General features: G+C 59.4%; 23 protein-coding genes. 13 read left to right on the top strand and 10 right to left on the bottom strand.

Annotated features, from left to right (window positions below; all coding sequences use genetic code 11):
* Position 1: 1 nt before the first annotated feature.
* From E0F99_RS11030 to trpE, 5 genes are all read left to right on the top strand, one after another.
* Entirely contained in the window at positions 2-826 is an 825-nt protein-coding gene (locus tag E0F99_RS11030; RefSeq protein ID WP_028618151.1) for an ABC transporter permease, read from the top strand.
* 195 nt (positions 827-1,021) lie between these two features.
* On the top strand, positions 1,022-2,170 hold the full coding sequence (locus E0F99_RS11025) for an iron-containing alcohol dehydrogenase (protein WP_083356498.1): 1,149 nt from the start codon (positions 1,022-1,024) through the stop codon (positions 2,168-2,170).
* A gap of 83 nt (positions 2,171-2,253) precedes the next feature.
* Positions 2,254-2,928 (top strand): ribulose-phosphate 3-epimerase, encoded by a 675-nt coding sequence (gene rpe / locus E0F99_RS11020; RefSeq protein WP_003194703.1) that lies wholly within the window; start codon positions 2,254-2,256, stop codon positions 2,926-2,928.
* Entirely contained in the window at positions 2,925-3,743 is an 819-nt protein-coding gene (locus tag E0F99_RS11015) for a phosphoglycolate phosphatase (protein ID WP_083356499.1), read from the top strand. The genes rpe and E0F99_RS11015 overlap by 4 nt, the downstream gene beginning before the upstream one ends.
* Positions 3,744-3,811: 68 nt before the next feature.
* Positions 3,812-5,293 carry an anthranilate synthase component I gene (gene trpE, locus E0F99_RS11010; RefSeq protein ID WP_130908763.1) on the top strand — a complete coding sequence of 494 codons (1,482 nt, stop codon included), beginning with the start codon at positions 3,812-3,814 and terminating at the stop codon, positions 5,291-5,293.
* A gap of 133 nt (positions 5,294-5,426) precedes the next feature.
* On the opposite strand, the gene estP is transcribed toward trpE, so the two are convergent.
* Positions 5,427-7,349 carry an esterase EstP gene (gene estP, locus E0F99_RS11005; RefSeq protein WP_083356501.1) on the bottom strand — a complete coding sequence of 641 codons (1,923 nt, stop codon included), beginning with the start codon at positions 7,347-7,349 and terminating at the stop codon, positions 5,427-5,429.
* Positions 7,350-7,772: 423 nt separating this feature from the next.
* Here estP and E0F99_RS11000 point away from each other — a divergent pair, with 423 nt between their 5' ends.
* The 4 genes from E0F99_RS11000 (at position 7,773) to E0F99_RS10985 (ending at position 11,064) form a co-directional block, all read left to right on the top strand.
* Positions 7,773-8,366, top strand: coding sequence for an aminodeoxychorismate/anthranilate synthase component II (locus E0F99_RS11000; protein WP_083356502.1), 594 nt, complete (start codon positions 7,773-7,775; stop codon positions 8,364-8,366).
* Positions 8,367-8,375: 9 nt separating this feature from the next.
* Positions 8,376-9,425 (top strand): anthranilate phosphoribosyltransferase, encoded by a 1,050-nt coding sequence (trpD, locus tag E0F99_RS10995; protein WP_083356503.1) that lies wholly within the window; start codon positions 8,376-8,378, stop codon positions 9,423-9,425.
* Positions 9,422-10,258: an indole-3-glycerol phosphate synthase TrpC gene (gene trpC / locus E0F99_RS10990; protein ID WP_083356504.1), complete on the top strand. Its 837-nt coding sequence runs from the start codon at positions 9,422-9,424 to the stop codon at positions 10,256-10,258. Before trpD ends, trpC begins: the two co-directional genes overlap by 4 nt.
* A 110-nt stretch (positions 10,259-10,368) precedes the next feature.
* Entirely contained in the window at positions 10,369-11,064 is a 696-nt protein-coding gene (locus tag E0F99_RS10985) for a lipoate--protein ligase family protein (RefSeq protein WP_083356505.1), read from the top strand.
* Here E0F99_RS10985 and crp read toward each other — a convergent pair.
* Positions 11,061-11,705, bottom strand: a complete 645-nt coding sequence (gene crp, locus E0F99_RS10980) for a cAMP-activated global transcriptional regulator CRP (RefSeq protein WP_083356506.1) — start codon at positions 11,703-11,705, stop codon at positions 11,061-11,063. The two genes, E0F99_RS10985 and crp, sit on opposite strands and share 4 nt — an antisense overlap.
* Before the next feature lie 247 nt (positions 11,706-11,952).
* On the opposite strand from crp, the gene E0F99_RS10975 reads away from it, so the two are divergent.
* Positions 11,953-12,375 carry an OsmC family protein gene (locus E0F99_RS10975; protein WP_005792019.1) on the top strand — a complete coding sequence of 141 codons (423 nt, stop codon included), beginning with the start codon at positions 11,953-11,955 and terminating at the stop codon, positions 12,373-12,375.
* A gap of 79 nt (positions 12,376-12,454) precedes the next feature.
* Here E0F99_RS10975 and coq7 read toward each other — a convergent pair whose 3' ends face one another.
* The 6 genes from coq7 to hemJ all read right to left on the bottom strand — a co-directional run bounded on the left by coq7 (position 12,455) and on the right by hemJ (position 16,904).
* Entirely contained in the window at positions 12,455-13,102 is a 648-nt protein-coding gene (coq7, locus tag E0F99_RS10970) for a 2-polyprenyl-3-methyl-6-methoxy-1,4-benzoquinone monooxygenase (protein ID WP_083356507.1), read from the bottom strand.
* 117 nt (positions 13,103-13,219) lie between these two features.
* A complete protein-coding gene (locus E0F99_RS10965; RefSeq protein ID WP_083356508.1) occupies positions 13,220-13,558 on the bottom strand; it encodes a histidine triad nucleotide-binding protein in 339 nt (112 codons plus the stop codon).
* Between the two features lie 46 nt (positions 13,559-13,604).
* The gene (locus E0F99_RS10960) at positions 13,605-14,393 is read right to left on the bottom strand and encodes an SDR family NAD(P)-dependent oxidoreductase (RefSeq protein WP_083356509.1); all 789 of its coding nucleotides are present in this window, start codon (positions 14,391-14,393) and stop codon (positions 13,605-13,607) included.
* 63 nt (positions 14,394-14,456) lie between these two features.
* Entirely contained in the window at positions 14,457-15,422 is a 966-nt protein-coding gene (locus tag E0F99_RS10955; protein WP_083356510.1) for a DUF805 domain-containing protein, read from the bottom strand.
* A gap of 66 nt (positions 15,423-15,488) precedes the next feature.
* The gene (locus E0F99_RS10950; RefSeq protein WP_083356511.1) at positions 15,489-16,451 is read right to left on the bottom strand and encodes an NAD(P)H-dependent flavin oxidoreductase; all 963 of its coding nucleotides are present in this window, start codon (positions 16,449-16,451) and stop codon (positions 15,489-15,491) included.
* A 24-nt stretch (positions 16,452-16,475) separates the two neighbouring features.
* On the bottom strand, positions 16,476-16,904 hold the full coding sequence (gene hemJ / locus E0F99_RS10945) for a protoporphyrinogen oxidase HemJ (protein WP_083356512.1): 429 nt from the start codon (positions 16,902-16,904) through the stop codon (positions 16,476-16,478).
* 136 nt (positions 16,905-17,040) lie between these two features.
* Here hemJ and argC point away from each other — a divergent pair, with 136 nt between their 5' ends.
* A complete protein-coding gene (argC, locus tag E0F99_RS10940) occupies positions 17,041-18,075 on the top strand; it encodes an N-acetyl-gamma-glutamyl-phosphate reductase (RefSeq protein ID WP_083356513.1) in 1,035 nt (344 codons plus the stop codon).
* A gap of 164 nt (positions 18,076-18,239) precedes the next feature.
* Positions 18,240-18,590, top strand: a complete 351-nt coding sequence (erpA, locus tag E0F99_RS10935) for an iron-sulfur cluster insertion protein ErpA (RefSeq protein WP_003176443.1) — start codon at positions 18,240-18,242, stop codon at positions 18,588-18,590.
* A gap of 65 nt (positions 18,591-18,655) precedes the next feature.
* Here erpA and E0F99_RS10930 read toward each other — a convergent pair whose 3' ends face one another.
* Together E0F99_RS10930 and E0F99_RS10925 are read right to left on the bottom strand one after the other, a co-directional pair.
* The gene (locus E0F99_RS10930; protein WP_083356514.1) at positions 18,656-19,747 is read right to left on the bottom strand and encodes an anhydro-N-acetylmuramic acid kinase; all 1,092 of its coding nucleotides are present in this window, start codon (positions 19,745-19,747) and stop codon (positions 18,656-18,658) included.
* Positions 19,748-19,750: 3 nt separating this feature from the next.
* Positions 19,751-21,151, bottom strand: a complete 1,401-nt coding sequence (locus tag E0F99_RS10925; protein WP_083356515.1) for a peptidoglycan DD-metalloendopeptidase family protein — start codon at positions 21,149-21,151, stop codon at positions 19,751-19,753.
* A 209-nt stretch (positions 21,152-21,360) separates the two neighbouring features.
* Between E0F99_RS10925 and tyrS the strand changes: the two genes are divergently transcribed.
* A complete protein-coding gene (gene tyrS, locus E0F99_RS10920; protein ID WP_083356516.1) occupies positions 21,361-22,560 on the top strand; it encodes a tyrosine--tRNA ligase in 1,200 nt (399 codons plus the stop codon).
* The last annotated feature ends 270 nt before the right edge of the window (positions 22,561-22,830 follow it).

Here is a 22,830-nt window from a genome sequence, read left to right as displayed (position 1 = left end):
GATGCTGAGCCCTTATATGTCACCGGTGGAGCGGGTGTGGTTCTACAGCTTGCGGATCTTGTGCGGCTTGATCCTGCTGTTCCTGATATTGCCAGTGTTGGTGATTATTCCGCTGTCGTTCAACAGCGGCAGTTTCCTGGTATACCCGCTGCAAGGTTTTTCGCTGCATTGGTATCAGGACTTTTTCGCCTCGGCCGAGTGGATGCGTGCGTTGAAGAACAGTATTATCGTGGCCCCGGCGGCCACGGTGTTGGCGATGGTGTTCGGCACCCTGGCAGCGATTGGCCTGACACGTGGCAACTTCCCTGGTAAGGCGCTGGTCATGGCCTTGGTGATTTCGCCGATGGTGGTGCCGGTGGTGATTATCGGTGTGGCCAGTTATTTGTTCTTCGCGCCGCTGGGGTTGGGCAACAGCTTCTTTTCACTGATCGTGGTGCATGCGGTGCTGGGTGTGCCATTTGTGATCATCACCGTGTCGGCGACGTTGCAAGGCTTCAACCATAACTTGGTGCGAGCGGCGGCCAGCCTGGGCGCCTCGCCGCTGACCGCGTTTCGCCGGGTGACCTTGCCGCTGATCGCGCCTGGGGTGATTTCCGGCGCGCTGTTTGCCTTTTCCACCTCGTTTGATGAAGTGGTGGTGACGCTGTTTCTTGCCGGCCCGGAGCAAGCGACCTTGCCGCGCCAAATGTTCAGCGGCATCCGTGAAAACTTAAGCCCGACGATTGCGGCGGCGGCCACGTTGCTGATTGCCTTCTCGGTATTGCTGTTGTTGACCCTTGAATGGCTGCGAGGCCGCAGCGAGAAACTGCGCACTGCCCAGGTCTAGAGCCAAGTCGGGATCAAAATGTGGGAGCGGGCCAGCCAGCCTATGTGTCGCCTGACACTCAGCTATCAGGAGTCAGCCCCCTCCCACATTGTTTTGTGTTCATTCGGATAATGACCATTCAGCCGCTGAATGGCAGACAACCCATTTGTCTCAGCTACTCTTGTGCCAGCCCATCATTAATAAGAGGCCGCGCACATGAGTACCTCCTCATTCAAGATTGCCCATAAACTGCTGACCGGTGCTGGCGCCATCGAACAGCTCGCCTTTGAGCTCACGCGCCTGGATGTGGATAACCCGCTGATCGTCACGGACGCCGCGCTGGTCAAGTCCGGTACGGTGGCGCTGGCGCTGGAACACTTGGGCGAGCGGACTTACGAAATCTTTGACCGCGTTTTGCCCGACCCGGAAATCGCCATCGTCGAAGACTGCATGCGCGCGTACCGCGAAGGCGGGCATGACGGCCTGATCGGCGTCGGTGGCGGCAGTGCCATCGACATCGCCAAGAGCGTCGCGGCCTATGCCGGTTACCACGGCGCGCTGGCGGACTTGTTCGGCGTCGACCAAGTGCCGCGCAAAGGGCCGCCGTTGATCGCCATCCCGACCACGGCCGGCACCGGTTCGGAGGTCACCAATGTGGCGATCCTCTCCGACAAGGCCGCACAGCTGAAAAAAGGCATTGTCAGCGATTACCTGCTGCCGGATGTCGCGCTGATCAGCCCGCAAATGACCCTCACGTGCCCGCGCAGCGTCACCGCCGCCAGTGGCGTGGATGCCATGGTGCATGCCATCGAATCCTACCTGTCGCTGAATGCCTCGCCGATCACCGATGCCCTGGCCATTGGCGCGATCAAGCTGATCGCCAAGGCGCTGCCTAAGGCTTACGCTAACCCGGCCAATCTGCAGGCCCGAGACGACATGGCCACCGCCAGCCTGATGGCCGGCATGGCGTTCGGCAATGCCGGGGTCGGCGCGGTGCATGCGTTGGCGTACCCGCTGGGCGGGCGTTTCAATATCGCCCACGGCGTGAGCAATGCGTTGTTGCTACCCTACGTGATGCACTGGAACAAGCTGGCGTGTGTGGAGCGCATGCAGGACATTGCCCAGGCTATGGGCGTGAATGTCAGCGGTTTAAGCGTCAATGATGCCGCCGACCAGGCGGTCGAGGCGATGACGCGACTGTGCGCCGCAGTGGAGATCCCGTCAGGCCTGCGCAGCTTCGGCATTCCCGAGGACGCGATCCCGGCCATGGCCACCGAAGCAGCGGGCATTGAACGCTTAATGCGCAACAACCCGCGCAAGCTCAGCGCGGCCGACATCGAGAAAATCTACCGGGCCGCTTACTAGCCATTGAGCCAGGTCACGGTGCGCAGGGCAAAGCATGAGGTATACAATGCGCGCCATCGTGATTTAGCTCAAAAAGGTGCGTCATGCAGCCCTTCGTTATCGCTCCATCGATTCTCTCCGCCGATTTCGCCCGCCTGGGTGAGGAAGTGGACAAGGTGTTGGCCGCTGGTGCCGACTTTGTGCACTTTGATGTCATGGACAACCACTACGTGCCCAACCTGACCATCGGCCCGATGGTCTGCGCGGCGCTGCGCAAGTACGGCATCACCGCGCCGATCGATGCGCACCTGATGGTCAGCCCGGTGGACCGTATCGTCGGTGACTTCATCGAGGCCGGTGCGACCTACATCACCTTCCACCCGGAAGCCACGCTGCACGTCGATCGCACCCTGCAACTGATCCGCGAAGGCGGCTGCAAGGCGGGCCTGGTGTTCAACCCGGCCACCCCGTTGAGCGTGCTCGAGTACGTGATGGACAAGGTCGACATGGTCTTGCTGATGAGCGTCAACCCAGGCTTCGGTGGGCAGAAATTCATCCCAGGCACCCTGAACAAGCTGCGCGAAGCCCGCGCGCTGATCGATGCGTCGGGGCGTGATATCCGCCTGGAAATCGACGGCGGGGTCAACGTCAACAATATCCGCGAAATCGCCGCTGCCGGTGCCGACACCTTCGTGGCCGGCTCGGCGATCTTCAATGCCCCGGATTACCAGGCCGTCATCGACAAGATGCGTGCCGAACTGGCGCTGGCGCGTCCATGAGCGGCTTTGAGCAGCTGTTCCCCGGCAAACTGCCACGGCTGGTGATGTTCGATCTGGACGGTACCTTGATCGACTCGGTGCCGGACCTGGCGGCGGCCGTGGACCAGATGCTGCTCAAACTGGGGCGCAAGCCTGCGGGTGTCGAGTCGGTGCGCGAGTGGGTCGGCAACGGCGTGCAGATGTTGGTGCGCCGGGCTTTGGCCAACCACATCGATGCCGAAGGTGTCGATGAGGTGGAGGCCGAACACGCCCTGGAATTATTCAACGCCGCCTATGAGGACGGCCACGAGCTGACCGTGGTTTACCCCGGCGTGCGCGACACCCTCAAGTGGCTGCACAAGCAAGGCGTGGAAATGGCCTTGATCACCAACAAGCCGGAACGCTTCGTCGCGCCGTTGTTGGACCATATGAAAATCGGCCGGTATTTCCGCTGGATCATCGGTGGCGATACCTTGCCGCAGAAGAAACCCGACCCGGCGGCGCTGTTTTTCGTGATGAAAATGGCCAATATCCCAGCCTCCCAATCGTTGTTTGTCGGTGATTCGCGCACTGATGTGCAGGCCGCCAAAGCGGCGGGCGTGAAGTGTGTGGCCTTGAGCTACGGCTATAACCATGGCCGGCCGATTGCCGAAGAATCGCCGGCACTGGTGATTGATGACCTGCGACTGCTAATCCCCGGTTGCTTGGGAGCGGGCGCTGAGATAACGTTGCCCGACACCGAACCGTCCCCTTCTGGAAATCCCATCGTGGTGGTCACTCGCAAACTCTGGATGAAAGTCATCAAGGCCCTGGCCCGCTGGCGTTGGCGCGCCTGACTGATCCTGGCCGCGCTGCGGCACGTTTGCACACCTGACCGTTTGATCCTCAAGCCACGAGGCACCTCATGAACCGCGAAGAATTCCTGCGTTTGGCCGCTGCCGGCTATAACCGTATCCCGTTGGCCTGCGAAACCCTGGCCGACTTTGATACGCCGCTGTCGATCTATTTGAAACTGGCCGACGAGCCCAACTCCTACTTGCTGGAATCGGTACAGGGCGGCGAGAAGTGGGGCCGTTACTCGATCATCGGCCTGCCGTGTCGTACCGTGATGCGCGTGCATGATCATCATGTGAGCATCACGCTGGATGGCGTCGAGATCGAAAGCCACGACGTTGAAGACCCGCTGGCCTTCGTCGAGGCATTCAAAGCGCGTTACAACGTGCCGACCATCGCTGGCCTGCCACGCTTCAACGGTGGCCTAGTGGGGTATTTTGGCTACGACTGCGTGCGCTACGTGGAAAAACGCTTGGGCAAATGCCCGAACCCGGACCCGCTGGGCGTGCCGGACATTCTGTTGATGGTCTCTGACGCGGTGGTGGTGTTCGACAACCTCGCCGGCAAGATGCATGCAATTGTCCTCGCTGACCCAGCCCAGGCCGATGCCTTCGAGCAAGGCCAGGCCAGCCTCGAAGCCCTGCTTGAAAAGCTGCGCCAGCCGATCACCCCGCGCCGTGGCCTGGACCTCAGCCGTCCTCCGGCCGCCGACCCGATCTTTCGTTCAAGCTTTACCCAGGATGACTACGAGCGTGCGGTCGATACCATCAAGGAATACATCCTTGCGGGTGACTGCATGCAGGTGGTGCCGTCGCAACGCATGTCCATCGACTTCAAGGCTGCGCCGATTGACCTGTACCGCGCGTTGCGTTGCTTCAACCCTACGCCCTACATGTACTTCTTCAACTTCGGTGATTTCCACGTCGTGGGCAGTTCGCCTGAAGTGTTGGTGCGGGTCGAAGACAACCTGATCACCGTGCGCCCGATCGCCGGTACTCGCCCACGTGGCGCGACCGAAGAAGCTGATTTGGCGCTGGAAGAAGACCTGCTGAGCGACGATAAGGAAATTGCCGAGCACTTGATGCTCATCGACCTGGGGCGTAACGACACCGGGCGCGTTTCGGAAATCGGCTCGGTGAAGCTCACCGAGAAGATGGTCATCGGGCGGTATTCCAACGTGATGCACATTGTGTCCAAAGTCACCGGCGAGCTGAAAGCCGGTCTGACCGCGATGGATGCACTGCGGGCGATTCTGCCGGCGGGCACCTTGTCGGGCGCGCCGAAGATTCGCGCGATGGAAATCATCGACGAGTTGGAGCCGGTCAAGCGTGGCGTCTACGGCGGTGCCGTGGGGTATTTCGCCTGGAACGGCAACATGGACACCGCGATTGCGATCCGTACTGCGGTGATCAAGGACGGCGAACTGCATGTGCAGGCCGGTGGCGGGATTGTGGCTGACTCGGTGCCAGCGCTGGAATGGGAAGAAACCTTGAACAAACGCCGCGCGATGTTCCGTGCGGTGGCGTTGGCCGAGCAAACTCCGCAAAACTGAGATCAGATGTAGATCAAAATGTGGGAGCGGGCTTGCTCGCGAATGCGGTGGTTCAGTCAAACATCTGTGACGGACACTGCATTCGCGAGCAAGCCCGCTCCCACATTTATGTTGTGTAGGTTTCAAGATCGCATCAGAAATCCAGACTCACCCCCACACTCACCCCTTGCTGGGTAAGGCTGTCATCCTTCCTCAGGTTATACGCCGCCCGCAACGTCAGTTCCTGAGTCAGTGTGTGGCCGACGCCCACACTCAAACGGTCCGAATTGCTGCGGGGCGTGTAGCCGTCCAGTTTAAAGTCGATACCCGGCACGCTGTTGAGCGACATCTTCACCTTTTGCGTGTCGTTTTCGAACTCATGCTCGTGGGCCACTTCGCCAAATACTTGAGTTTGCGGCGTGACACGGTAGCTGCCCTGCAAGCCAGCACCAAGACGCTTGGAGTCGCGTTGCTGATCATCAAACGTCAGCGCGGTCGAGCGGTTGTCTTTTTCCGAGTAGCCGTTCACTTCGACCCGCGCATAGTCGGCGCTGATGAACGGTGACAGATGCCAGTCGCTGCCGGCGCCGGCGATGTCATAGCCTACTCGGCCGCTCAAGGCCCACAGCCAGCCATCGGTGTCGCCTTTTTCCGAGCCTTCGCTGACGCCTAGTGCGAACTTACGCTTGAGGCTGTCGAAGTCCAGTTTGCCGCCGGTCAGCGCGGCATCGGCCCACCAGTGATTTTGCTGGTATTGCGCGAATGCGCTACCCATGTAGCTGTTGAGCCTGTAGTCCGAATCGCTGGCGCCGGCTTCGAGTGTCTGGCGATACAGGCCGGCTGCAACGCCGACGCGCCAGTTTTCGTCGAGCCGGTAGCTGCCGCCGATATTCAGGTTGTAACCACTGCCGTCGCCACTGGCCGAGCTACGTTGGTCATCGAAATCCAGATGCTGACCACCACCGGCGACAATGGCGCGCCATTGGCCGACGGCTTGCCATTTACCGTTGTCCGTCTGCCACTGGTTGCGCAGTTCATCTTGATGGGCGCGCAAGGTGCCTTGGGCCATCTCCGGCAGCAAAGTCAGTTCCCATGGCGCCGCGAGCAGTGAATAGGCGTAGTCGGCGATCAACCGTTGCCCGGCGATGGTCGGGTGGACCGAGTCGTTGTAGATCAGCTTGGTCGGGTCCGGGTTAGTGCCACCAATGCCGTAGGTCGGGTTGGCCGTGCAGCTGTTACCGCTGAAACAGGTGCCGGTAAGGTTCTGGCCGGTGGCCAGACCAAAGCGCGCCGGGTCGGCGAAGGTTTCCTTCAACAGCAGCGGGATATTCAACGGAATGATCTGTGCATCGATCTGTGACAGGCGCTGCACCAGTGATTGGTTGAAAACAGTACTCAGGGCCGAACTCGACGCCTGCAGTGGCGTGCCGTTAATCGCGGGAGTCAGGCCCAAGTCGGGCAGCATCCACACCATGATGTAGCGCGCGCCGGCTTGTTGTAGCACTTGGGCGCTGTCAGCCAGGCGTCCGCCGGCGGCAACGGCTTGGCCGGGGCTGAGCACGCGCCCTTGCAGGAAGTCATTGCCGCCACCGGACAGGAAGTACAGCGCATTGGGGTCGGCCCGCCCGCCGTTTGCCGCAAGATAACCCTGGCGACTGCGCAGCACAGTGCCGCCACCGGGGTTGCCAGGTGGGATCGCCGCATCGGAGACCGAGGTGATAGAGTCCAGGATGTTGTCGGTACGGTAACCGCCGACAGCCCAGTTGTTGCCGTCAGGTAAACCTTGGGCCGCGCGAACCGGCGAGGTGGAGGCGTTAAGGTCGTTTGGCGCTACACCGAGTTTGGAGCCCAGCAAGGTCGAAGACACCAGCCCATAGTCGCCCTGGAACGTGGGGCCGGTGCGATTGGTAAAGCGCAGGGTGGCGCCATTCGAGCCATCCGGGAATTGGCCGGCGTCGGCCAGACTGTCGCCAAAAACCACCAGGGTTGAGTACGGCGAAGAGGCTGCAAATGCCTGTGCGCAGGCCAGTGACAGAAGGCCGGCGGCCAGGGGCGCGAAAAACGGTGGTCTGAGCATGCGAAATTCCATTTAGTTGTTTTTGTATCGGACACGAAACACTAGCAATGTATTGCGCGAATTCGGCGAAGAAAACAGTTTTTTCCTATAAAGATTCCGTCGCGATGTTCCCGCTTTCGCTGCTCCATATTGCACCGCTGGCGAGGCTACGTTACTGTGCCTGAACGTATGAATGAGACCCTCCCCGTGTTGATCATCAGCAAACTCTTGATGCGAGTAGTCAAGGCACACGCCCGTTGGCGTTGGCGCGCCTGACATTTTTCTCTGCCGGCCTGGCCGGACCTGTACCGATTTGCCTTCTTCACCCGTTATTTGACGCCCCTTGCCGGCTAACCCTGGCAACCGGAACGTGCGTCTGGCAGCGGGTCACACGCTTGGAAGGCGGTCATTTGAAATCAGTGAATTCAAGAGGTTTGAACCCACATGTTGCTGATGATTGATAACTACGACTCTTTTACCTACAACGTTGTGCAGTACCTGGGTGAACTCGGTGCCGAGGTCAAGGTGGTGCGCAACGATGAACTGACAGTCGCCGAAATCGCCGCCCTGAACCCGGAGCGCATCGTGGTTTCGCCTGGCCCTTGCACGCCCACCGAAGCTGGCGTGTCCCTGGAAGCGATCAAGTATTTCGCCGGCAAGTTGCCGATCCTGGGCGTGTGCCTGGGCCACCAATCCATCGGCCAAGCCTTTGGCGGTGACGTGGTGCGCGCACGCCAGGTGATGCATGGCAAGACCAGTCCGGTGTTCCACACAGACTTGGGCGTGTTCCACGGTCTGAACCTGCCGGTGACGGTAACCCGCTACCACTCGCTGGTGGTCAAGCGTGAGACCTTACCCGAGTGCCTTGAGCTGACGGCCTGGACCCAACTGGAAGATGGCTCGGTCGATGAGATCATGGGCCTGCGCCACAAAACACTGAATATCGAAGGGGTGCAATTTCACCCCGAGTCGATCCTGACCGAGCAGGGCTACGAGCTGTTCGCTAACTTTCTCAAGCAGAGCGGCGGCACGCGCTAAGGACTTTCCATGGATATCAAGACTGCCCTGGGCCGTATCGTCGGCCACCTGGACCTGAGCACCGCTGAAATGAGCGATGTGATGCGCGAAATCATGACTGGTCAATGCACCGACGCGCAGATTGGCGCGTTCATGATGGCAATGCGCATGAAGAGCGAAAGCATCGACGAAATCGTCGGTGCCGTGTCGGTCATGCGTGAGCTGGCCGACAAGGTCGAACTCAAGACCCTCGACGGTGTGGTCGATGTGGTCGGCACCGGCGGTGACGGTGCAAATATCTTTAACGTGTCGACGGCGTCCTCCTTTGTGGTCGCGGCGGCCGGTTGCACTGTGGCCAAGCACGGTAACCGTGCGGTCTCCGGCAAAAGCGGCAGCGCCGATTTGCTGGAAGCGGCCGGCATCTACCTGAACCTGACGCCGGTACAAGTGGCGCGCTGCATCGACAGCGTCGGCATTGGCTTTATGTTTGCCCAGTCCCACCACGGCGCGATGAAACACGCCGCTGGCCCGCGCAAGGACCTCGGCCTGCGCACCTTGTTCAACATGCTCGGCCCGCTTACGAATCCGGCCGGTGTGAAGCATCAGGTAGTCGGCGTGTTCAGCCAGGCGCTGTGCCGCCCGCTGGCCGAAGTCTTGCAAAGGCTGGGCAGCAAGCATGTGCTGGTGGTGCATTCCAAAGACGGCCTGGACGAATTCAGCCTGGCGGCGCCGACCTTTGTGGCGGAGCTGAAGAACGACCAAGTCACTGAGTATTGGGTTGAGCCCGAAGACCTCGGCATGAAAAGCCAGAGTTTGCATGGCCTGTCGGTGGAAAGCCCGGCGGCCTCGCTGGAGCTGATTCGTGATGCTTTGGGGCGTCGCAAAACAGAAAACGGCCAGAAAGCGGCCGAAATGATCGTACTGAATGCCGGTGCGGCACTGTATGCCGCCGATCACGCCTACAGTCTTAAAGAGGGCGTTGCCCTCGCACATGATGCATTGCACACCGGGCTCGCTCGCGAGAAGCTCGAAGAACTGGGTGCCTTTACTGCAGTGTTCAAGATGGAGAATGAAGGATGAGTGTGCCGACCGTTCTGGAAAAGATCCTGGCCCGCAAGGCAGAAGAAGTTGCTGAGCGCCGCGCCCGTGTCAGCCTGGCCGAGTTGGAAGCCCAGGCGAAGATTGCCGATGCGCCGCGTGGTTTCGCCAATGCCTTGATTGCCCAGGCCAAGCTGAAGCAGCCGGCGGTGATCGCCGAGGTCAAGAAGGCCTCGCCGAGCAAAGGCGTGATCCGTGAGCACTTCGTGCCGGCCGACATCGCGGTGAGCTATGAGAAGGGCGGCGCAACCTGTCTGTCGGTACTGACCGATATCGACTTCTTCCAGGGTTGCGACCTGTTCCTGCAACAGGCCCGCACTGCGTGCAAGTTGCCGGTGATCCGCAAGGACTTCATGGTTGACCCGTATCAAATCGTCGAAGCCCGTGCCCTGGGCGCCGATTGCGTGTTGCTGATCGTCTCCGCATTGGATGACGTGAAGATGGCTGAACTTGCGGCCGTGGCCAAAAGCGTTGGCCTGGATGTGCTGGTGGAAGTCCACGACGGCGATGAGCTGGAGCGGGCACTGAAAACCCTCGACACACCGCTGGTGGGGGTCAACAACCGTAACCTGCACACGTTTGAGGTCAGCCTGGAAAACACGCTCGACTTGTTGCCGCGCATTCCACGCGACCGTTTGGTGATTACCGAGAGCGGCATCGTCAACCGCGCAGATGTTGAACTGATGGAAATCAGCGGTGTGTACTCGTTCCTGGTCGGCGAGACCTTCATGCGCGCCGAGAACCCGGGCGCGGAACTGCAGCGTCTGTTCTTCCCGGAGCGCGGTGTGGCGGTCAGCGGCTCGACGCTGGATTGATTTGAAACACAGTCAATGTGGCAGCGGGCTCGTGTGGGAGCAGGCAAGCCCGGCTCCCACACTTGCCGGCTCCCACATTTGGAATGGGTTTGCGCAGTGAGGATGGCGCAATGATTAAGCCAGTCGCGATGACCGTCGAAGCAGGCCTCGCCGCCGAGCAACACCTGCTGGCGGCCGTTTGCGCCGGTGAGCAGGCATTTGGACTGCTGTTCTGGCAGCCCAGTGATCAAGCATTGGTGATGCCGCGCCGCTTGAGCCGCTTGCCGGCGTTCGACGCCGCCAGCCAAGTATCAGCCGATTCCGGTTGGCCGGTAGTGCTACGGGAAACCGGCGGTGAGCCGGTGCCGCAGTCTGCCGCTACCGTCAATATCGCCTTGGTTTACGCGCCGCCGCGCAGCGAAGGCGATCAGGGGCGCATCGAAACCGGTTACCAACGCTTGTGCCAGCCGATTTGCGACTTGTTGATCGAACTGGGTGGCGATGCATCCGTCGGTGAAATCGACGGTGCGTTCTGCGACGGTCGCTATAACGTCAACCTCAACGGTCGCAAGATGGTGGGCACTGCCCAGCGCTGGCGGCAGAGCGGTGGCCGCCCGGTGGGCTTGGTGCACGGTGCTTTGCTGCTGGATAACGACCGCGAGGAGTTGATTGCGGCAGTCAACCGCTTCAATGAAGCCTGCGGCCTTGACCAGCGGGTACGTGCCGACAGCCATATCGCGTTGCACGAAGCCTTCCCCGCACCGGATGCGATCAGCCGGCTGGATACGTTGTACCGGCAGATGCTGGCCGGGCTCCTGCCGCGTTAACGCGTCCCGAACACCACCATCGTTTTGCCTTTGACGTGCACCAGGTTGCGTTCTTCCAGGTCTTTGAGCACGCGACCGACCATTTCCCGTGAGCAGCCGACAATGCGTCCGATTTCCTGGCGTGTGACTTTGATCTGCATGCCATCCGGGTGGGTCATGGCGTCAGGCTGTTTGCACAGCTCCAGCAGGCAGCGGGCTACTCGCCCGGTGACGTCAAAGAACGCCAGGTCGCCGACTTTGCGTGTGGTGTCGCGCAGTCGCTGGGCAATCTGACCGCTCAGGGCGTAAAGGATGTCGGGATCATGCTGGGCTAATTCGCGAAACTTCGCGTAACTGATTTCGGCGACTTCGCATTCAACCTTGGCCCGCACCCAGGCGCTACGTTCCTGCTCTTTGCCGGCCTGTTCAAATAGCCCCAGCTCGCCGAAGAAATCACCGGTATTCAAATACGCGATGATCATTTCGCGGCCGTCTTCATCCTCAATCAGGATGGTGACCGAGCCCTTGATGATAAAGAACAGCGTTTCGGAGCGTTCGCCCGCGCAGATGATGTTGTGCTTGGCCGGATAACGCCGGCGCTGGCAGTGCATCAACAGCTTGTCGAGGTTCTTGATCTTGGGTGTGGGAGTAAGAGCAACCATGGTTGTATCCCGAAAAGACTGCACGGTGTGGTTGGATTTATTTTTATCCAGCGGCGTCGGCTTTGATGCACGCTGTACAAAGGATGGCAATGCGCCATTGAATTGGCGCCAGCTTACCAGACACATTCTGCCCCGATTAAGGAATTTACCGGGCAAACGCTGTCATTGATCGTTTTAAGGAACAAAGCTGCTGTTTCCAGGCGCTGTGCTAAGCTGGCGACCCTTTTTTAGCAGTGGAGTCTGGGCGATGAAGGCACGCATCCAATGGGCGGGCGAGGCCATGTTCCTCGGTGAATCGGGCAGTGGCCATGTCGTGGTCATGGACGGGCCCCCGGAAGCCGGTGGCCGTAACCTGGGCGTACGCCCGATGGAAATGCTCCTGCTGGGTGTTGGCGGTTGCAGCAATTTCGATGTGGTCAGCATCCTTAAAAAATCCCGTCAGGCTGTTGAAAGCTGCGAAGCCTTCCTGGAAGCCGAGCGCGCCACTGAAGACCCCAAGGTGTTTACCAAGATCCACATGCATTTCGTGGTGAAGGGGCGGGCGCTGAAGGAAGCCCAGGTCAAACGCGCCATCGAGCTGTCGGCCGAGAAGTATTGCTCGGCGTCAATCATGCTCGGCGCGGCCGGTGTGGCTATCACTCATGATTACGAGATTATTGAGTTGGGTTGAGACACACGGCAAAAGAAAAGGGCGCTTCGATAGCGCCCTTTTTTGTGGATCAATTTTGATGCGCTTAGATTCGACGCACTTAGATTCGATAGGTGCTTTTAGTCATAACCTTGGCCAGCACGCTCATGCCAAACCTGACCGGTGCCGGGAAGCGGAAACCGCCCGCATCCAGTGCACTGTCTGCGTGGTGTTCTTCATCAATGCGCATCTGCTCCAGAATCGCACGGGACTTCTCGTCTTCGGCCGGCAGTTGCTCCAGGTGTTCATCCAGGTGTTTGCACACCTGATGTTCCGTCGCGGCGACAAACCCGAGGCTGACCTTGTCGCTGATCAAGCCGGCAGCCGCACCGATACCGAACGACAAACCGTAAAACAGTGGGTTCAGCACACTGGGATGGCTGCCCAGTTGGCGAATGCGTTGCTCGCACCAAGCCAGGTGATCGATTTCTTCCTCGGCGGCATGTTCCATCGCTGCGCGTACTTGCGGCAGCTTTGCAGTCAGCGCCTGGCCTTGGTACAACGCCTGGGCACAGACTTCCCCGGTATGGTTGATGCGCATCAGGCCAGCGACGTGGCGGGTGTCGGTCTCGCTCATCGTTGCGTCCGGTTGCACGATCGCAGGCGATGGGCGGTACGGTTGGCCGCTGAACGGCAACAGTGTGCGCATGGCCATGTCGGCCTGCAGCAACAGACGGTCAATCGGCGAGTAGTGACGTTGGGTAGTCATGCTGACCTCCGGGAAGAATCTCGGCGGCCAGTTTACCGCAAGAGAGGGCAAAGCGTTTGCGCTGAGTCAAGGGCATGGCGTCGCAGCCTGGGGCCACGACCCATGCAGCAAGGCAGATCAGCCCGGTGGCCAGTTCATCTGGCGCTGACCCAGCACGTGCATATGAATGTGATAAACGGTCTGGCCGCCTTCTTCATTGCAGTTCATTACGACGCGAAAACCTTTCTCGCAGCCTTGTTCCACTGCCAGCCGCTGAGCGGTGAACAGAATATGGCCGGCCAGGGCCTTGTCTTCTTCGGTGAGGTCGTTGAGTGTGCGAATCGGCTTTTTTGGAATGACCAGAAAATGCACGGGTGCCATAGGGGCAATATCGTGGAACGCGAGGACCTGGTCATCTTCGTAGATGATCTTCGCCGGTATTTCCCTGTTGATGATCTTGGTGAACAGAGTATCCACAGCTGTTTCTCCATGGTGAAAGTGCAAGAGGAGTGTACCCAGGCCGTCAGCGAGGGCAATAGGCCTTGTTGATGGCACCGGCGATCTTGCGCGTCAGCCAGCGTGGACTGAAACGCGGGCTGAATGACAGCCAGCGGTTACGTCGCCCAGGAATGATGATGGCTTTGTTTTTTTCCAACGCGCGCACGGTGTGGAGCGCGACCTCTTCCGGGCTCATCAGTTGTCCGCTGCGAGCTAACTTGGCGGTGTCCATCTGCGCGGTGCCGAAGAACGCAGTCCGCGTAGGGCCAGGGCACAGCACTGAAACCTTGATGCCACAGGTCTTCAATTCTTCGCGCAGGCCTTCGGAGAAGTGCAACACATAGGCCTTGCTGGCGTAGTAGCTGCTCATCCAGGGGCCCGGTTGAAAGGCGGCCACCGAGGCAACGTTGAGAATCTGCCCGCCACCTTGCAACGCCATGGCATTGCCCAAGGCATGGCACATGCGGGTCAGGGCGAGGATGTTGACTTCGATCAGGTCTTGTTCGGTCATCCAGTCCTGGGCCAAGAATGGCCCACTGGTGCCGATGCCGGCGCAGTTGACCAGCAGATCGATCTGCCGCTCACCCTCTTCAAGCTCCAGCAAAAAACCGGACAAGCGCAATGGCTCGCCCAGGTCGCAGGCTCGAAACAGCACCTCGACGCCGAAGCGTTGAGTCAATTCGATTGCAATGCTTTCCAACTGATCACGCTGGCGGGCCACCAGAATCAAGCTGCGGCCACGACGCGCCAGTGCTTCGGCCAAGGCCAGGCCGATGCCGCTGGAGGCACCGGTGATCAGAGCGTAACGGGTCATGCCTTTCTCCATCGCAACGCCGCCAGGCCTGTGACAGAGGTATCACAGGCGGCGGGCGTTTCTTCACTGTTCTGGAGAGTCTACAGGTTCGGCCGTGTCGTCAGCACTTTGCGCGGCTTCTTCTTCATCAACGGTGACGCTTTGATCGGTGGCGTCATCGGAGGTGATCGAGCTGCTTTCGTAACTGCTGTCCATGTTGGCTTCGAGCTGATTCAAGTAGCCGTTCATACCGAGTGTGACCACGATGGCGAGCATCACCGGAATGAATGCCAGCCACAGCGTGGCCAACACTTTTACCGCTGTGGAGTTGCGCGGTGGCGGCGGGCCGTACTGATTGGCGCCGGTGTTACCCGGCAGCACCAGCAGCAGAAGTGGGAAGATGCTGTTTACGACTGGCACCAGGTTCAGAAAGTACAGCCAGCCTGACCAGCCGAGGTCGTGCAGTCGCTGTACGCCGATTTGTACGCTGACCCAAACGAGTGCGACGAACAGCGCGAGCCCCAGCAGCACCCCTAGAATCGTGCCCGCCGTCGGCGAGGCGGTTGCCACGGCGAAGCTCGCCGTGCTGATGATGCCCCCTGCGACCAGCAATGCGAGGGTCAATACCAGCGTCCAGGCCAGATAACGCAGGCGACCGATGCGTCCGTGGATGGTGAATACCTTGAGCGTTGTGAACTCTGCAGTGTGTTCACCCACGGCAGCACGCGGCGGTGCGTAGGGCGAAGCAGCGGGGCGCGAGAAGTCGGAGCCGCCGGAATCGGTCTCGTGCGCTTCGGCCAGGCTGAAGGCCACGGGTTGCTCAGGCTCGATGCGTGCATCGACACCGGCGTTTTTCAGCGCGATGAGGTAGGTTTCGGCATCGGAATGCGACAGGTCACGCTTGAGCGCAACCGGGCGGCCGGTGAAGAGTTTTTCGATGGCTTGCACATCGCTCTTGAACAGCTCGGCGAGGTTCAATTTGGCAGTGGTGCTTTCGACACCCGGGAGCAAGGCTCCGTCGAACACTATCTTGAAACGGTTGTCGCTCATGCGGGCATCCTTGTCACTTAATCAGGAAGGGGGCAGGTGGGCTTCAATCAGCAAACCCGGCGGTTGTCAGCGTGGCCATTGTAACTGGACAGCCTGCTCGCGCGCTTTGCGATATTCGGCATCCAGGCGTGCAATCAGTTCATCGACGCCTGGCAAATCATCAATCTCACCGACGCCTTGGCCGGCTGACCATACCGTTTTCCAGGCCTTGGCCTCGTCGCTCAACGGCTTGAGCTTGGAGCCGAAGTTGACTTCACCTTTGCCCTGTAGGGCGGCAAGGTCGAAACCGGCGTTTTCCAGGCTCTGACGCATAAAGCTGGCGGGTACGCCGGAGACTGCGGGAGTGTGCACGATGTCGGCAGCGCGCGATGTGAGCAGCATCTCTTTATACGCATCCGGGGCGTGGCTTTCCGTGGTGCCGATAAAGCGCGTGCCGAAATAGGCGAGGTCTGCGCCCAGCAACTGGGCGGCGAGGATCTCGTGGCCATGGTTGAGACAGCCAGCCAGCAGCAGGGTCTTGTCGAAGAACTGGCGAATCTCGGCAATCAGTGCGAACGGGCTCCAAGTGCCGGCATGGCCCCCGGCGCCTGCCGCCACGGCAATCAGGCCGTCAACACCCGCTTCTGCAGCTTTCTCGGCATGGCGCCGGGTGGTGACATCGTGGAACACCAGGCCGCCATAGCTGTGCACGGCATCGACCAGTTCCTTCACCGCCCCCAGGCTGGTGATCACGATCGGCACCTTGTGCTCGACGCATATCGCCAGGTCGGCTTCCAGGCGCGGGTTGCTGTTGTGCACGATCAGGTTAACGGCATAGGGCGCGGGGTTGTCCAGTTGTGCGAGGCCCGCTTCGATCTCTTCCAGCCAGGCTTTGAAGCCGCTGCTTTCGCGCTGGTTGAGCGCCGGGAAACTCCCTACCACGCCATTGCGGCAGCAGGCCAGCACCAGTTGCGGATTGGAAATCAGGAACATTGGCGCAGCCACCACGGGCAGACGCAGACGTTGTTCAAGCAAAGCGGGCAGCGACATTGGAGGTACCCCGAGTGATTGAAGTTAAAACGGTTTGACCACGACCAAAATTACGATAGCCAGCAATATTAGAACCGGCACTTCATTGAACCAGCGATAAAAGACATGGCTGCGGGTGTTTTCGCCACGGGCGAAGCGTTTTACCTGTGCGCCGCACATATGGTGGTAACCGATCAGAAGCACGACCAGTGTGAGCTTGGCGTGGATCCAGGCGCCGGATTGAAAGATGGCAGGGTTGAGGTAGATCAGCCAGCCGCCGAATATCAGGGTGGCGATCATCGCCGGGCCCATGATGCCGCGATAGAGCTTGCGCTCCATGATGCAGAAGCGATCTTTGCTGACGGTGTCCTCACTTTGCGCGTGGTAGACGAACAGGCGTGGCAGGTAGAACAGCGCGGCAAACCAGCAGACGACGCTGACGATGTGGAAGGCTTTGATCCATAGATAGAGCATTTCTAATTATTCCCAGGTTCACGGTAACTGACGATAGTAGTGGCTCATGCGCCCGTACGTCACGTTGGCGGTTGTCGCAGGACGATACGGCCCCTATTATCGACGGCTTTCCAGTGGGTTCGTTGAGGGCAGGTTTATGGTCAAGGTCGGTATCGTCGGCGGCACGGGTTACACCGGTGTCGAATTGCTGCGTCTGTTGGCTCAGCATCCGCAAGCTGAGGTGGTGGTCATCACTTCCCGATCCGAGGCCGGGCTGGCCGTGGCCGATATGTACCCGAACCTGCGAGGCCACTATGACGGCCTGGCGTTCAGCGTGCCGGACATCAAGACCCTTGGCGCCTGTGACGTGGTGTTCTTTGCCACGCCTCACGGTGTTGCACACGCATTGGCTGGCGAACTGTTGGCGGCGGGCACCAAGGTCATCGACCTGTCGGCCGACTTCCGCTTGCAGGATGCTGATGAGTGGGCCAAGTGGTACGGCCAGCCACATGGCGCGCCTGAGTTGTTGGACGAGGCGGTATACGGCCTGCCGGAAGTCAATCGCGAGCAGATCAAGCACGCGCGGCTGATCGCCGTGCCGGGTTGCTATCCGACGGCGACGCAGTTGGGTTTCCTGCCATTGCTGGAAGCAGGGTTGGCGGACACTTCGCGCCTGATCGCGGACTGCAAGTCCGGCGTCAGCGGCGCCGGTCGCGGCGCGGCGGTGGGTTCGTTGTACTCCGAGACGTCGGAAAGCATGAAGGCCTATGCGGTAAAAGGGCATCGTCACTTGCCGGAGATCCGCCAGGGGCTGCGCCGCGCCGCCGGTAAAGACGTGGGCTTGACCTTCGTGCCGCACCTGACGCCGATGATCCGTGGCATTCACTCCACGTTGTACGCAACCGTTGTCGATCGCTCGGTAGACTTGCAAGTCTTGTTTGAAAAACGCTACGCCAACGAACCGTTCGTCGATGTGATGCCTGCCGGCAGCCACCCGGAAACCCGCAGCGTGCGCGGTGCCAACGTGTGCCGGATTGCAGTGCATCGTCCGCAGGATGGCGACCTGGTGGTGGTGTTGTCGGTGATCGACAATCTGGTCAAGGGCGCGTCGGGCCAGGCCGTGCAGAACATGAACATCCTGTTCGGCCTGGATGAGAAGCTGGGCCTGTCCCACGCGGGCATGTTGCCGTAAGGCTCAGCGACTGCTTACAAAAGGCCCGCTGATCGGGCCTTTTGTGTTTTTAAGGGCGGCAGCGCAGATTGATATACCGTAACAATAGTTGACCGCTTTTCTAGGAGAAGCGGATAATGCCCGTCATTACGCATATGGCGGCGGTACGCCGGGAGATTATCAGCATGAGCGTTGAGTCCTTCACCCCCACGGCTTTGCAATTCACCCACGGTGCTGCGCACAAGGTGAAGAGCCTGGTCGATGAAGAGGGTAATGATCGCTTGAAGCTGCGCGTATTTGTTACGGGCGGCGGTTGTTCAGGGTTTCAGTACGGTTTTACCTTCGATGAAGATGTGGCCGATGACGACACCATCGTCGAGCGCGAGGGCGTCAGCCTGGTCGTGGACCCGATGAGCTTCCAATACCTGGCAGGTGCCGAGGTGGATTACCAGGAAGGTTTGGAGGGTTCGCGTTTCGTGATCAAGAACCCTAATGCCACCACGACATGTGGTTGCGGGTCTTCGTTCTCGATCTGATCGACAGCGGATACAAAAACGCCGCTTGGCTTTGATAGGCCAAGCGGCGTTTTGCTGTCTGGGGTTCAAGCCGGGTAGATCGCGCCCAGTACTCGCAGCCCGCGTGCGCCGGTGACGCTGGGGCGGTTGGCGGCAATGCCTTCGAGGCAACAATGGGCCAGCCAGGCGAAGGCCATGGCTTCGACCCAGTCGGGGGCGACACCGTAAGTTGCCGTGCTGCTGACCTGGGTGGACGGCAGCAGTGCCGCCAGACGGCTCATCAGTGTGGTGTTATGCGCGCCGCCGCCACAGATCAGCAGCGTTTCAGTCTCCGATTGCGCGGTCTGCAGAGACTCAACAATGGTCAATGCCGTCAACTCAAGCAGGGTCGCCTGTACGTCCTGGGGTTGGAATGCAGGTAGCTTGCCGAGGTGTTGTTGCAGCCATCCCAGGTTGAAGACTTCACGCCCGGTGCTTTTCGGGCCTTTAGTCTGGAAGAAGGGATCGCTGAGCAGGCTGTTGAGTAGCTCAGGTTCGACCCTGCCACTGGCGGCCCACTGGCCGTCACGATCAAAGTGTTCGCCGCGCTGCTGGTGAATCCACGCATCCAACAAGACGTTGCCGGGGCCGCAGTCGAAGCCGGCGACCGGTTTGCCGGTCTCGATCAGGCTGAGGTTGCTGAACCCGCCGACGTTTAATACGGCACGGTTGCCGGTATGCTCACCGAACAGCGCTTCATGAAAGGCAGGTACTAGCGGGGCGCCCTGGCCACCGGCAGCAACGTCGCGGCTGCGGAAGTCGCTGACCACGCTGATGCTGGTCAGCTCGGTGAGCAGTGCGGGGTTACCGATCTGTACGGTAAAGCCTCGGGCAGGTTCGTGGCGGATGGTCTGCCCGTGGCTGCCAATGGCGCGAATGTCTTGGGGTGTAAGGTTCTGCTGTTGCAGTAAGGCATGAACGCCCTGGGCGGCGAGCGTCACCCAGTGTTGCTGGGCCACGCATGACCGGGCGATCTCGTCCGGGCCGCTGGCGCATAGGCTTAGCAGTTCGGCGCGCAGGGTCTCGGGCATCGGGATGTAGTGCGTGGCGATCAGGTTGATCGCCGGGTCTTGTTCGATCAGGGCGATGTCCAGGCCATCAAGGCTGGTCCCGGACATCACACCTATATAGAGCGGCATACCTTAACGCTTCGCCGAGGCCAGCAGGGTAGAGCGCTCCTGGTCCATGCGTGCCATTAATGGCTGGCTTTGCTGCAGGAAGCGTGCGCGCTCGGCTTTGGCGATCGGGTCGGCCATAGGCAGCTTCTGGCCGAGTGGATCGACATGGACGCCGTTCACTTGGAACTCATAGTGTAAGTGCGGGCCGGTGGACAGGCCGGTGGTGCCGATATAGCCGATTACCTGGCCTTGCTTGACGTTGCTGCCAGTCGAAACGCCTTTGGCGAAGCCTTGCATGTGGCCATACAGCGTGCGGTACGTGTTGCCGTGCTGGATGATCACGGTATTGCCATAGCCGCCGCGACGTCCTGCGAGCAGAACCTTGCCATCACCGGCTGCTTTGATTGGCGTGCCGCGCGGGGCGGCATAGTCCACGCCTTTGTGGGCGCGGATCTTGTTCAGGATTGGATGTTTGCGGCCCATCGAGAAGCGCGAGCTGATGCGTGCGAAGTCCACCGGGGTGCGGATGAACGCCTTGCGCATGCTGTTGCCATCAGCCGTGTAGTAGCTGCTACTGCCTTGTTTGTTGGTGTAGCGAACGGCGGTGTAAGTTTTGCCACGGTTGGTGAAACGCGCGGAAAGGATATTGCCGGTGCCGACGACTTTGCCGTTGGCGACTTTCTGCTCGTAGATCACGTCGAATTCGTCACCCTGGCGAATGTCCTGGGCGAAGTCGATGTCGTAGCCAAACACACGGGCCATGTCCATGGTCATGCTGTGGGATAAGCCGGCGCGGGCGGCGGATTGCGACAGCGAACTGTTGATCACGCCGTGTACGTAGGCGGAGCGCATTACCGGCTTGGTGGTGATGCGGTTGAAGGCAAAGCCTTTGGCGCTTTTGGTGAGGGTAATGCTTTCGAGGTCGCTGACACTGGTGTGCAGCCAGTTCAGCTGGCCGTTGGGCGTCAATTCAAACTCAAGCTTTTGACCATGTTTGAGCTGAGTGAACTGCTTGGCTTGTTTATCGCTGGCCAGCACCTCATTAACGGTAGCAGCGGGTAGGCCAACCTTCTCGAACAACGTTGAGAGCGTGTCGCCTTTGGCCACGATCACTTCGCGGTGCAGGGGGTTTTTGGTCGCGACTGCCGCAGGCTGCTCCTGATTGTCCTCGGGCGTGCTTTCGATCTGTGCGAACGGCGATTCAACGGGTGCATTTGTGGCTTGTTGCGCGTCGGCAGCGTCTTGATCTTGTGTCAGTTGTTCAGCTGGACTTTCCAGGTCAAGGCTCAGGGATGTTCGTTTGGCTTCTACGTCACTGGAAGGGAATACCAGGAGTGCCAGGCTGAGAAGGGCGGCGATACCACTTGCTGCGAGCAGGTGGGTCTTCGGGTAAAGCGGCGGCGCTTTAGACGGGTCTGTGGTCATAAGTAATTTTGACTTTGAAGATGAGGTGGAAAAGATGAATGACATGATGAAGATGAAATAACTGTATAAAATATAACCAAATCATCTGTGGCGCAAGCTCGCGAACGCTGGGCTTGCTGAACGGTGTCCGTGCGCAGGGCAAAACTTGTAATTAGTCCCTGATCTTGTATGGTTGGTTCCCTTTTGAATCTGAGCCTTGCGGGTCTGTTATGAAGTCGGTTGAAGAGCAGCTAGCGCTGATAAAACGTGGTGCGGAAGAACTGTTGGTCGAGGCCGAGCTGATCGAAAAGCTCAAGCGTGGCCAACCCCTGCGTATTAAGGCTGGCTTCGATCCGACCGCGCCGGATCTGCACCTGGGCCATACCGTGCTTATTAATAAGCTGCGTCAGTTCCAGGAACTGGGGCATCAGGTCATCTTCCTTATAGGTGACTTCACCGGGATGATCGGTGATCCAAGCGGCAAAAGCGCGACGCGTCCGCCGCTGACCCGTGAACAGGTTCTCGACAATGCCGAGACCTACAAGACCCAGGTGTTCAAGATTCTCGACCCGGCCAAAACCGAAGTGGCGTTCAACTCCACCTGGATGGACCAGATGGGGCCGGCGGACTTCATTCGCCTGACCTCTCAGTACACCGTAGCACGCATGCTTGAGCGTGATGATTTCGATAAGCGCTACTCCACCAATCAGCCGATTGCGATCCATGAGTTTCTCTACCCGCTGGTTCAGGGGTATGACTCGGTGGCGTTGCGCGCGGATGTTGAGCTGGGTGGTACTGATCAGAAGTTCAACCTGCTGATGGGGCGCGAGCTGCAGCGTGCGTATGGGCAAGAGGCTCAGTGCATTCTGACTATGCCGTTGCTGGAGGGGTTGGACGGCGTCAAGAAGATGTCCAAGTCTCTGGGTAACTACGTGGGTATCCAAGAAGCGCCGGGTGTGATGTACGGCAAGCTGGTTTCGATTCCAGATGCGTTGATGTGGCGTTACTTCGAGCTGTTGAGCTTCCGTTCGATGGACGAGATCAACGCATTGCGCGCTGAGGTTGAGGCGGGTGCTAATCCGCGTGACGTTAAGATCAAGCTGGCGGAAGAGATCGTTGCGCGCTTCCATGGTGAGGAGGCTGCGGCGAGTGCTCACCGTGCGGCAGGTAACCGGATGAAAGATGGCGAGCTGCCCGATGATCTGCCGGAGATCGAATTGATGGCTGCTGAAGCAATGCCGATTGCGGCTGTCCTTAATAAGGCGGGCTTGGTGAAGAACTCTGCGGTTGCGCGCGACCTGTTGGGGTCCGGTGGTGTGCGTATAGATGGTGAGGTTGTAGATCGCACCTTTATATACGAGCTGGGCGCCACCCACGTTTGCCAGGCTGGGAAGAAGGCTTTTGCGCGTATTACGCTCAAATCCGAATAAACCTGAAATTAAGTGTTGACGGCGTTTTATATCTGTCTATAATTCGCCCCACTTCCGGCGCAGTCGAAACGGAAAACTCCTTGGTAAACAAAGAGTTACGCAATATTCGACAGCGAGTTGCTTCAGTTCATCGAAGCCCAGAAGGAGTTGGTAGGGCAGTGTTGTTTGGCTCTATTAACGTTTCGATCTTCTCGGTCGAAAGCGGAGAAAAAGAGGTGTTGACAGCAGCGTGTAACGCTGTAGAATTCGCCTCCCGCTAACGAGAGATCG

Source organism: Pseudomonas antarctica (genome assembly GCF_900624995.1).
Lineage (GTDB): Bacteria > Pseudomonadota > Gammaproteobacteria > Pseudomonadales > Pseudomonadaceae > Aquipseudomonas > Aquipseudomonas antarctica.
The sequence above is the reverse complement of the archived record's forward strand: the minus strand, read 5'-3'. Positions and strand labels throughout refer to the sequence as shown.